This window comes from Clostridioides sp. ES-W-0018-02, from assembly GCF_020658175.1.
Lineage (GTDB): Bacteria > Bacillota > Clostridia > Peptostreptococcales > Peptostreptococcaceae > Clostridioides.
This window is the reverse complement of the sequence record NZ_JACVVY010000019.1, coordinates 16,880-28,193: the sequence shown is the minus strand read 5'-3', so window position 1 is coordinate 28,193 and position 11,314 is coordinate 16,880. Positions and strand designations below refer to the sequence as shown.

The window sequence follows — 11,314 nt, the reverse complement described above, 5'->3', positions numbered from 1 at the left end:
TATTTTTAAATAGAAGGGTGGAAAAAGTATTAAAAGAAGCAGATATATCAGTTTTCATAATTATGTCAGAGTATAGACCATGTTCTGAGGGAAGTAGAACAGTTAAAAAAACAAAGATAGAAATTGGTGTTGTCTGTCATGATGAATGCCAAGATACGGCAAATGGCCTAAGAGATGTTGCGTTGATGTGTTGCATAGTCGATATAATAACTCAAAATGAGGAAATAGCTGGTATAGGTAAGATTAAGTTAGAAAATGTATATCAAATGTATAATTTAAGTACTGATTATAATGGATTTGTAATAACTGTATCTGCTGAAAGTTTTGGTGATATGTAATGTTAGAAAATTACTATATTACAGGACTTCCAATTAAACTAGGTGAAACACTAGGAACTATATATCAACCTACTATTGAAGAGCTTATTAATTCAGATATGGCTAATTTAGAGCTGGTCAACCCGTTTCTAATACTTGAGAAGAGTTATTCTCAGCTATGTAACGAGGAATCATTTGAACTAAAATGTAAATATGACACTATACCCATCTTAGATTTAATGATATTAACATCAAGGAAAAACTCTTCTGAGAAAGTTGAATTACTTAGTGATAAAATAAAAAAATCTTTATCTATATTATATAAAACTGATATTAAAAATATTGAGTATATGAATAATATTAAAATTGGTATTTTAATCAAATCAGAAGATAAGAAGAAAAATGCTTTTATAAGCAGAGAAGATTTTGGACTAGTATCAGATTTAATTTTAGAAATGTTTTGTATTGATAAAAAAAGCTTCCAAGATGATGAAGATAAATGGATTGAAAATACTGGTTCTGAGAGAGAAAGAAAGTTAATTGAACACTTCAAAGAAAAGGAAAGAAAAAAAAGAGAAAAAGAAGCATATCATTTATGTGATTATATAAATATAGTTCAAAATATAGATGGGCATATTCATATAAATGAAATATTAAAAATGACTTATTGGCAACTGATTAATATTTATAAGACTAAAATTCAATTTAAGAATTATAATGAAAACTTAGGTTATGCATGGTCTTTTAAATACCAAATTGGAGCAGATAAGATGAAACATTGGTCTAAAGAAATAAAAATACAAACTAGCACTGTTAAATAGCAGTGTTATTTTTATGTAAAAATGAGAGGATGATGAAATAATGAGATTTGCGATAAAAGATGCAAGTAATATAATAGTAAAAAATAAAACAACTGGAGAACCACTTTTTTATACAGCAGATTTAAATGCTTTTAACTTTAAATTGGATTCAGAATCAGTTTATGCTAAAGCGAAAGGTGCGAATGCCATTGCCTTTGATGGGAGCGTGACTTGTAGTTTAGCACTTGAGCAAGAGGTAATACAAATGCCACAACTGGCAATGCTATTAGCTTCTGATATGGTTGAAGAATCTGCTAAGGTTGGTAAAAGAAAATTATTAACTTCTGATGCTACTAAGAAAGTTACTTTAGAAAATGTAAAACCAGTCACTAATAGTATATCTGTATATAGTGTTGAAAAAGATGGTATATCTTTAGTTAAGAAATTACAATTTACTTCAACTGTAACAGGTTCTAATACGGAGATAACAATATCTACTGCTGATTTTAATGCAGGAGATAAGGTAGCAGTATTTTATTTAGAAGAGTTACCAAAAGCAAAAGTTATAAAAATAAAAGAAGAATCTACTGCTCCAAACTATGTAGTAGAGGCAGATGTTATGGCTAAAACTGCTGATGGTGAATATATGGTATTGTACATGACTATTCCAAATGCAAAAGCACAAAGAAGTATAGAGTTAAATCTTACTGCTGAAAATCCATCTGGATTTAATATGACACTAGATGTTTTACCAGATGAAAATAAAGAATATGTAACATTTGCATTTGTTGGAAATGAAGATGTTAGCCCTATTAGAATGGCCTCTATGTTAGGCGCTGAATTAATAGATGAAAGTGATGTTAAATCTAAGAAATAGTGAATTGCCCTACTCTTTATTGAGTAGGGGTTATTTTTTTACGTTTAAATATAATTTTAATCGGATTTGAACTTAAAAAAATGAAAGAAGGTGATAAATTGGTATTTTTAGATGATAAGTTTTTATTTGATAATATCTCAAGCGAATCTATGAACATCAAGTTGGTTACATTGGGTGATGATGATATTTTAAATGAATATGGGTTACCTTATGAAGAAGCAATTAAATCTGATAATACTTTTAATAAGAATCCTTGTTACTCGGAGGATGAAACTACTATTGAACCCATAACATTACAATTCTGTTTGTGTAGTGAACATGGAGAGGCTTATGAGTGGGATGATTATACTTTAGAGAATATATGTAATTGGTTTTGGCAGAGAGAATTTAAACCATTTATATCCTTTGATAATATAGAAGAAATCTATTATCTTAAAGCAAGAAAAATAATAAAAAAGTATACAAAAGATAAAAAAGGCGTGTTAGAAATAGAGTTTCAGCCATACACAAATTATGCTTATAAAAACTTTCAAAAGGTGATAACTGTTAAAGATACAAGAGAAATTAAACTAAATAATGTATCTAATGTAGATGAAGAATATGCCCCAGTAATTGATATTGAGTGTTTGAAAGATGGAGATATAACTATTAGAAATTCTACTATCAGTGATAATGAAGAAGATAGTTTAGTTATAAGTGGATTAGAATTAAATGAGAAAATAATGATAGATAATTTGTACTATACTGTTTTAAATGACAATGGAGAGAATAGATTTAATATTGTTAATAGAAAGTGGATTAGGTTAAGAAGAGGTGTAAATATATTGAAATTTACTGGAAACTGTAAAGTTTCTATTAAGTGTAAATATCCAATAATAAAATAAGGGAGAGATAGATATGAATAAGATACAAGTAGATAAATTAATGCAAGATGAGGTTAGAGCTATTATACCTATTGTAGATGAGAATGGTAAAGAGGAGTACATAGAGGTTAGAAATCCTGATAAGAAAACTAAGGAAGAGATATTAAATAAAATATGGGCTGGTATGGAAAATCCAGATTTAGCATTGTCTCAAGAAGATATTCTTAAAATGTTGGTTGATGAGTTGACTAATATAGAACTAAATATTGAAATAGAAAATTTAATAAATGGTAATATATCTAGTGAATTAGAAACTGTGATGTATCACATAGGTCAAATAGAAAATGAATTAACTGCATCTTTATTAATGAATACTGAGGTTAAGTTAGGTCAGTTAAAAAATGAAATGTTACAAGATAGAGTACTTAAAGAGACTGAGGAAATTGAAAAGATGAATAATATCAAAGATAAGGTAGTGAATTAGATGGTATTTAAATCATTAGACGAAGTAGTTGCTTATACTAAAGTTAAGATTGCTGCATCTATGCCAGAAGTTGGAGAAGAAATGAAGGAAATTATGAAAGAAGAGGTAGTTAAACAGGCTTATGGAAGTTTTATTCCAACTATTTATGAAAGAACAGGAGATTTATTAGATGCTTCCGAAATAGCTGAGATTACTGCAAATTCTGTTACATCTGAGATAAAAGATAATGGAGGATGGAGTTCTCTTAGAGGTGGTCATTTCTTTCCTATGTATGGGTTTGAAGGTGGTAGTGTTTGGACTCATGGTAGCACTAAAGAAGAACCTAAGTTTAGACCAAAGACAAATATAATGAATGAAAGTGAAGCTAAAGTAAGAACTAAGATACCAAAGTGCTTTAAGTCTAAAATGAATGAATTAGGTGTACCATTAGGATAAGATTTTATCTTTGTCGAATTTTAGTGGTTTAAACATAATATATTGACTGATATAATAAAATCATAGAATATTTTAGGGGGAAATATATTATGTTTAAGAAAAAGTTAATAGCTGTAATAATGAGTTTGGCTATGATTAGTATAGGGAGCTTTTCATATGCACATTCAGGAAGAACTGATTCATCTGGAGGCCATCGTGACAATAAGAATAAATCTGGATTAGGAAGCTATCACTATCATTGTGGTGGTTATCCAGCTCATCTACATAATAATGGTGGTTGTCCTTATACTAGTGGAGTAAGTAGCTCTGGAACAACAACCACTTCAGTTAATAATGAAGAAAAACAAAAAAAATCTGTTGGAGAAAAAGGATATAATCAAGGATACGAGGATGGGTATAAAGGAAGTTATAGTTCAGCAAGTTATAGTGGAGATTATAGTGATACATATGAATCAAAGTACTCAGAAGGATATGAAAAAGGAAAAGCTAAATTAGAAGAAGAAGAAAAGGCAGCTGAAGAGGCTGGATATAATTTAGGACTTACAGGTGTTAAATCTAATAATACATATGAAAAAGAAGCTTTAAAAAGTGCTTATGATACTGGATATTCGAATGGATACAATGAATATAAGACTAAAAAGATAGAAGAATATAAAGCTAAAGGAATAGAGGATAGTAATAAAGATAAAGAGAAAATGACATTTGAAGAAAACATAGATTCTGAGTTTAAAGATGCTTATAATAGTGCTTATGATGAAATACAAGAACAATTAAAAAATGATTATAACACTAAAGGATTTGAGAGTGCTATCAAAGGAGAAAAGTTTGATACATCAACTATAGGTAATGTTAAATATTCTAATTGGCTTAAAGAAGGATATGATAATGGTAAAGTTAAACTACCTAAAGTAAAAGAAAGTGTATATAATCAAGGTTACAATGAAGAAGATTTTAGTGTACCAAGTGAAATGAAGTCTATTGAGACTAAGTTAAAAGGTTTATATGATGAAGGCTTAGAAAAAAGAGAAGAAGAGAAAAGTAGAAATATTACTTATGGAGTTGGAGCTGGAACTGTAGCTGTAGCTGCTGGAGTAGTATATAAAAAGAAAAAACGTAAAAAGATATAAATGCTAGATATACCAAGGATAACAATTATATTAATTATTTATATTCTGTGATTATAATAATTACAAATATAATTTTAAGTATATGTATTTAAAATACAGAAGGGAATGATATGTATATGGGATTTAATTTTAGAAAAAGTATAAATCTAGGTGGTTGAGTAAAATTAAATCTAGGGAAGAAAAGTGTAGGGATAAGTGCTGGTATTAAAGGTACTAGAGTATCTGTTAATTCAAAAGGAAGAAAATCAGCTACATTGAGTATACCTGGGACTGGAATATCATATACAAAAACAAGTACAAAAAAACGTAAACCTAAATAAATACCACTAAAAATAGACTGTTATAGATGGTCTATTTTTATTTTATGGATTTAAAAAAATAAAAGAATTTTGAAATAGAAACTAATTTTATAAAGGAAAATCACTATTAATGTAGAATTATAATATCTGAGTAATATTATAAAAAATTTATAGGGGGATTTTATTATGAAATTAAGCAAAAAATTGTTAGCAATAGGGATATCTATTCCATTATTGATTGTTAGTTGTCCAACATCAAATGCTCTTAGTTCTATTAGTTCAATAAAAGGTGTAAATAAATATGAAACAGCAGGTCTTATAGCAGATAAACAAAGCTACGACACTGCTATACTTATTAATTCTGAAAATGGATTATCTGATGGATTATCTGCAAGTGGCTTAGCAGGAGCTAAGAATGCACCAATATTATTGACTAAGAAAGATACAATACCTTCAGAAACATTAAAGCGATTAGAAAAAGTTAAAGATGTATATTTAATTGGAGGAGAAAAGTCAATAGAAGCATCAGTTCAGAAAGTGTTAAGTGATAAAAAAATAAGTATAAATAGAATAAGTGGAACTGATAGAATAGATACAAGTCATAAAGTTGCAAAAGAAATAGGAAGTGTAAATGCTGCTAAAAAAGTAATATTAACTAATGCTTTTAAAGGTGAACCAGATGCTATGAGTGCTGCATCTGTAGCCGTTAGAGATAAGGCGGCTATAGTGTTAACTGATGGAAATACTACGAACTTTGCTACAGATGGAGTAGAAACTTATGCAATTGGTGGAAAAGCTAGTATGAGCGATAAATTAATAAATGAAACTAAGGCAACAAGAATAGGTGGAGTGGATAGATACGATACAAATAAACAAATAATAAATAAATTTTACAATGGTTCAAAAGAATTTTATATAGCAAGTGGAACTGATTTAGTTTATTCTTTAGTTGGTTCTACAATTGCACAAAAAGCACCTATTGTGTTAGTTGGAAATGGAAGTAATAAGAGTATATTAAAAAATGCAAGTAAAATAACTGCTATTGGAAATATTGATGATAGTGTTATAAAACAGTGTTTAAATATAACTAATAATATTGGTGATTCAAATACAGGTATTGTAAAAGATACTAACTCAAATAATACAAATAAACCAAGCAATGAGCCTAGTTCTAATAACTCTGGATTAACTGATAAGAGCATAGTATATGTAGTTCCTAATGGAAAATCATATCATCTAACAAAAAATTGTTCTACATTAAAAAGAAGTAAAACAATAAATAAAGTGACATTAAAACAAGCTAAGTCACAAGGTAAAACAGACCCTTGTAATGTTTGTGTAAAATAATACATTAGCAAAACATATATTACTAAAGACAATCAATTAAGGTTGTCTTTTTTATTGAAGAAATATAAATTTATATTACATATTATTAAAAAGTAAATTATGAATTATAAAAATAATAAAAACAATAAGTATTAAAATTCCAATAGACATTTGTATTTTTTTATTATTTTTATAATTTATCCATGTCATTATACTTAATAGAGTTATAAATAATAAGATTATAACTGTTAATGGTATTTTAATTATATTTAATAATTCTAAAATTACTAATATCATTGATATTACTGAAATTATTAATGCTAAATCAGATAAGGATTTATTTTTCATAAGATACCTCCAGTTTATATTATATATTTATTATAAACTAATAATGATTGATTTGAAATTATTTTAATATAAACTAGTAATTTCAATGATGACAGAGGTATGACAGACATAGTTATGAGTATGAATATTTGAATACAGAGAGGTATCTGTATTTTGTTTTTATATTAAGGAGGTGTAAGTATGGAGTTAATACTTAAATTTAAAGATATTCATGAATGTTTAGATTTTACTAAAGAGTTTAATTGTCTTTATAAGAATAATAAAATTTTCAAAAATAAATCATTATTCAATGAAGTCAATATTCCAAAACATTTAATATATAATTATAATGATGAAATTTGGACTGGAGATATAATAAAAATGGCTAATCAGGCAAAGAAAAATGATTACAGTTTCTTTATGTTTAACAATATAATTTATTTTGTAGATGATGAATATATAAGTTATAAAATAGGTCTTAGAGATTAAATTTGATAATTTATAAGACGTTCATTTATTATTATATTATAGAAAATCTAATGGGAACAGAGATGTGACAGCAATAACTTTAAAATAAATTGGGTTACATATAAAAAAATAAATAGATTATATTTTTCTTTCTAAGTATACCATTGAGCTTTATTTATATTTTTATAATAGTGATAGTCTTGATTATTCTAGATTGTAGATATATACTTAAAATGAGACAAACATGTGAAGGTAGGTGATATTATGGCAACAGTGTCATTTGATAAGCGGATAGTCATAAATAAAAAAGAAGAAATAGATAAATTTAATGATATTTACTTATCAGAAAATAAACCGCTTCCAATAGATAAAGATTTAGCATCAAACGAAGCGATGGCTAGAGGTGAGCGATTATTAGAACAATACTTATCTCTTTAAAAAATCTCCTAGAGATGAATTCCTCAGATAGTTTAATTTTACTATCTTTTTTATTGGGAAATATAGTATTTAGATTGTATATTTGATATAATAATATTAATATAGATAAGGCGAGTGGCCATAGTACACATTTTATGATGTGTTTGATTTAAGACATAACTAGTTTCTAGTTTATTAGCGTGAGGCTATAGTACACCTTTAAGGTGTGGAGATAGAATAAACCTTCTATTATTTTAGGATAATGGAAGGTTTATTCTATTGTAATATATTATTCATTAATAGTTTTTTGCAATTCCTGTTATAATATAAATATCAAGATGTATTAATAAATATTAAAGACAATCAATTTAGATTGTCTTTTTTTTAATTGAAGAGATTTCTACATGTAACTGAATTTAAAATTTGAAAACGTAAATGGATTTTTAGATTTCGATAAAATATCAAATTATATTCACAGGAATGTAAAAATATTTTATAGGTTGTATATAATTAAAAGTAAAAGGATAGAATAGTAAATAAATTTAATTAATAAAAATGTTTTTGATTAACTTATTTGTTATAATAATATTAATACTATAACAAATGAGGTGCTTTATATGAATTCTCAGAATATTGAGTGTATAACTTTAAGTAAAATAGGCAACATAAGAGGTTTATTAAATGTATTAGATAAATATAAGGAATTATCAAGTAATGATACTTTATATTTAAACATAGACTGTAATGGTATGATATTTCCTGAATATCTATGTATACTGGTTTCTTGGATTAAATTTTTAGAATATAAAGGAATAAAAGTGGTAAAGAAAATATTGAACGAAAATGATTATGTTTCAAGAATTAATTTTTACAATGAAATTGGATATGATTATATAGAAAATTTTAATAGGCATAATGGAAGTGGAAAATTCATTGAAATAACAAGAATAGACAATACAAATACAAATTATATAGTTAATGATATAATGAATGTAATCAAATGTAATATTGAATTACATGATACTGTTTTTGATTGTCTTAATTATTGCTTATTTGAAGTTGTTGATAATATAAATGAGCATTCAGAATCTCCAATTGGCGGTTACATTGTAGTTCAAAATTACCCTCAGAAAAATATACTAAAAATTGCAATAGTAGATAGCGGGTTGGGTATATATAATACGTTAAAAAATTCAGGAAAAGAAGAATATAAAAATATAAATGAGAGTGATGCTTTAAAATGTTCAATAAAAGAAAAAAATTCAAGGTTTCAAAAGAGGGGGTATGGTTTATATCATACTTCAAATTTTATGAAACACAATAAAGGAATAATGTCTATGCATTCAGGCAATAGTACATTAAGCATTAATAATGGAAAAATAAAAACTTATTCTTCTGGATTTTGGCAAGGATTAATTGTTTACTTTAATATAAATACAAACAAAAGTGTAGATATTAATAATATATTTGATGGAAAAGAAAACATTCCAATCTCTGTTAATGAATCAGATGATATTTTAAATGGATATTTATAAGGAGTGATAAAATTATGATTATAAAGTTTTTGGAATTTGGAAAATCTTTAGGAACAAGACAATTAGGAAAAAAAATAAGAACTGACATAATAAATAGCATCAAAAAAGGGGAAAAAGTAATCTTCGATTTTAATGGTGTATCAATTATCTCAAATTCTTTTGCTGATGAATGTTTTGGTAAGATACTAGAGGAAATGGATTTACAAACATTAGTTAATAATACTGAGTTTAAAGATACAAATGATAATATAAGAATTATTATAAAGTCTGTACTAAGAAAATATTAATATGTTTATATATTTTGTGAAAATGATTTTTTAGGATAGATTAAAAGAAATAATTGATATTATCTTATAAAGTAGTACATATATTTTTTAAAAGTTATAAAAAATAATCCCTTACTATTTTGAATATAAGGGGTTATTTTTATATGTTGAAAATTATAGAGGTGATGACATGGATAGATATAAATTTAAGCCAATACAAGCAACTCCCGAACTATCAGGTAAAGATGCTGAATTATTTATAGAACAAGTATTTACCAAACCAAGTCAAAAGGAAATAGAAAGAAATGAAAGACTGCTGAATAAATTGACCTCGTGTAAGATTCTCTAAGGCTTTATAAAAATGGTTGCTTGTGTTTATACCTTTATTGCTTAGAATCGAACATAAGAGGTTGATTTTTTATACTTAAAGTGTTGGAATTTCAACAAGTGTTCCTGAGAGGAACATTTTGTTTGGTGTTTAGTAACTTCAATGATGACAGAAGTATAGCGTAGATAATTATCTTTGTAGATAGTGTTGTGTTTTTAAAACTCAGTTTAGAGGTTCAGATGTTGTGCATATTAAAATATATAAAAAATGTGGTCAATAAAATAGTGCCACATTTAAAAATGAAAAATATTTTCTTTATCTATTAATTAATATAATATACTTTTATAATAAATTTAAAGACACTTATTTAGATTTTGTGTCTTTTTTTTCATTAAACATACTCATCATGCTACTAAAAGTTTTTAATTCTTCAATATCTAGTTTCTGAGCTTCAAAATATATTTTTCTTAACAAACTGGAATGTTTAGACTGCTTTTCAGAATCACACGATGTTTCTAATTCAACATCTAATATGTCATATTTGTCCACTAGCTGACTATATTCTAGCACAGAATTGAATATATGATCTTTCTTCATATAAGCTTCTATACATTCGTCATCAAGTTCGATAGCTTTTGTATAGCATTTAAGGGCTTTTTTATATTTATTAATATTACAAAAAGCATCTCCTAATTGAAGATAAGCTTCTATACATTCTTTGTCTATTTTTAAAGCCTTTAAATAGTATTCGATAGCTTTTGTATATTTATGAGTACATAAAAATACATTTCCAAGTCCAATATAAGCTCTTATTTCTTGATTGTCAATTTCAATAGTTTTTTCATACCATTCAATAGCTTTTTCATATTTTTCCAATGCAAAATATGAAAATCCTAAATAATAATATAAATCTATATCATTTGAACCATCAGATAATAATTTTTTTGCATATGGTATGTAGTTTCGCCATAAGTCACTGCCATTTGATGTAGATAGTTTACGTTTCATTTCATCTTCTATTCGAGTTGTATTACCAGAGTCTATAATATCATCATAGTTAACTTCTAAAGCATTTGCAATATTATTTAAAATATTTATATTTGGAATCCTTTTATCATTTTCATAATTATAGATGGCATTTTTTGAAAGTCCAGATTCATTCGCTAATTGCTCTTGAGTCCATCCTTTTAAAAGTCTATAATTTTTAATATTTTTTCCTATGCTATTGTTGTTCATTAATATCACTCCTCACATTAATTATACAACAAAATCCTACGTTTGTAAAAAATATTCCTACAAAAGGTTGAAAATAGTAAAAAATGGTATTATAATATAATCATACATAAATACAACAAATGTATGATTGTGTATGATTAATATAAAAAGGCTCTACAGACTTTGGCGAGCAGTAGAACCTTTTAAAGAGTTGATATAATCATCAACAA

Annotated in this window: 15 protein-coding genes and 1 pseudogene; 14 read left to right on the top strand and 2 right to left on the bottom strand. The window is 26.4% G+C overall.

Annotation, left to right across the window (positions count from 1 at the left end; all coding sequences use genetic code 11):
* The 9 genes and pseudogenes from IC219_RS20305 to IC219_RS20265 all read left to right on the top strand — a co-directional run.
* A partial coding sequence (locus IC219_RS20305) for a hypothetical protein (protein ID WP_227853501.1) occupies window positions 1-338 on the top strand: 338 nt, incomplete at its 5' end.
* Window positions 338-1,138 carry a hypothetical protein gene (locus IC219_RS20300; protein WP_227825369.1) on the top strand — a complete coding sequence of 267 codons (801 nt, stop codon included), beginning with the start codon at window positions 338-340 and terminating at the stop codon, window positions 1,136-1,138. The genes IC219_RS20305 and IC219_RS20300, both read left to right, overlap by 1 nt.
* Before the next feature lie 40 nt (window positions 1,139-1,178).
* Entirely contained in the window at window positions 1,179-1,994 is an 816-nt protein-coding gene (locus IC219_RS20295) for a hypothetical protein (protein ID WP_227861671.1), read from the top strand.
* A 98-nt stretch (window positions 1,995-2,092) separates the two neighbouring features.
* The gene (locus tag IC219_RS20290; RefSeq protein ID WP_044212497.1) at window positions 2,093-2,878 is read left to right on the top strand and encodes a phage tail domain-containing protein; all 786 of its coding nucleotides are present in this window, start codon (window positions 2,093-2,095) and stop codon (window positions 2,876-2,878) included.
* 13 nt (window positions 2,879-2,891) lie between these two features.
* The gene (locus tag IC219_RS20285) at window positions 2,892-3,341 is read left to right on the top strand and encodes a hypothetical protein (protein WP_021383057.1); all 450 of its coding nucleotides are present in this window, start codon (window positions 2,892-2,894) and stop codon (window positions 3,339-3,341) included.
* Window positions 3,342-3,776 (top strand): hypothetical protein, encoded by a 435-nt coding sequence (locus tag IC219_RS20280; protein ID WP_021383114.1) that lies wholly within the window; start codon window positions 3,342-3,344, stop codon window positions 3,774-3,776.
* 89 nt (window positions 3,777-3,865) lie between these two features.
* Window positions 3,866-4,903, top strand: coding sequence for a YHYH domain-containing protein (locus IC219_RS20275; RefSeq protein WP_227831951.1), 1,038 nt, complete (start codon window positions 3,866-3,868; stop codon window positions 4,901-4,903).
* A 170-nt stretch (window positions 4,904-5,073) separates the two neighbouring features.
* Window positions 5,074-5,223 (top strand): annotated as a pseudogene (locus IC219_RS20270) (DUF4236 domain-containing protein); the annotation flags it as partial.
* 165 nt (window positions 5,224-5,388) lie between these two features.
* Complete coding sequence (locus IC219_RS20265; RefSeq protein ID WP_227825374.1) at window positions 5,389-6,549, top strand: cell wall-binding repeat-containing protein; 1,161 nt, start codon at window positions 5,389-5,391, stop codon at window positions 6,547-6,549.
* A 75-nt stretch (window positions 6,550-6,624) separates the two neighbouring features.
* Here the strand turns inward: IC219_RS20265 and IC219_RS20260 are convergent, their stop codons facing one another.
* Window positions 6,625-6,876: a hypothetical protein gene (locus IC219_RS20260; protein ID WP_227825375.1), complete on the bottom strand. Its 252-nt coding sequence runs from the start codon at window positions 6,874-6,876 to the stop codon at window positions 6,625-6,627.
* A 180-nt stretch (window positions 6,877-7,056) separates the two neighbouring features.
* Between IC219_RS20260 and IC219_RS20255 the strand changes: the two genes are divergently transcribed.
* The 5 genes from IC219_RS20255 (at window position 7,057) to IC219_RS20235 (ending at window position 9,890) form a co-directional block, all read left to right on the top strand.
* Window positions 7,057-7,344 (top strand): hypothetical protein, encoded by a 288-nt coding sequence (locus tag IC219_RS20255; protein WP_227825376.1) that lies wholly within the window; start codon window positions 7,057-7,059, stop codon window positions 7,342-7,344.
* A gap of 243 nt (window positions 7,345-7,587) precedes the next feature.
* A complete protein-coding gene (locus tag IC219_RS20250; RefSeq protein WP_227825377.1) occupies window positions 7,588-7,761 on the top strand; it encodes a hypothetical protein in 174 nt (57 codons plus the stop codon).
* Window positions 7,762-8,357: 596 nt separating this feature from the next.
* On the top strand, window positions 8,358-9,275 hold the full coding sequence (locus tag IC219_RS20245) for a histidine kinase-, DNA gyrase B-, and HSP90-like ATPase (protein ID WP_021425205.1): 918 nt from the start codon (window positions 8,358-8,360) through the stop codon (window positions 9,273-9,275).
* A 14-nt stretch (window positions 9,276-9,289) separates the two neighbouring features.
* On the top strand, window positions 9,290-9,562 hold the full coding sequence (locus IC219_RS20240) for an STAS-like domain-containing protein (protein WP_021425083.1): 273 nt from the start codon (window positions 9,290-9,292) through the stop codon (window positions 9,560-9,562).
* 169 nt (window positions 9,563-9,731) lie between these two features.
* Complete coding sequence (locus IC219_RS20235) at window positions 9,732-9,890, top strand: hypothetical protein (RefSeq protein WP_227825378.1); 159 nt, start codon at window positions 9,732-9,734, stop codon at window positions 9,888-9,890.
* Between the two features lie 342 nt (window positions 9,891-10,232).
* Here IC219_RS20235 and IC219_RS20230 read toward each other — a convergent pair whose 3' ends face one another.
* A complete protein-coding gene (locus IC219_RS20230; RefSeq protein WP_021383109.1) occupies window positions 10,233-11,105 on the bottom strand; it encodes a helix-turn-helix transcriptional regulator in 873 nt (290 codons plus the stop codon).
* Window positions 11,106-11,314 lie beyond the last annotated feature (209 nt).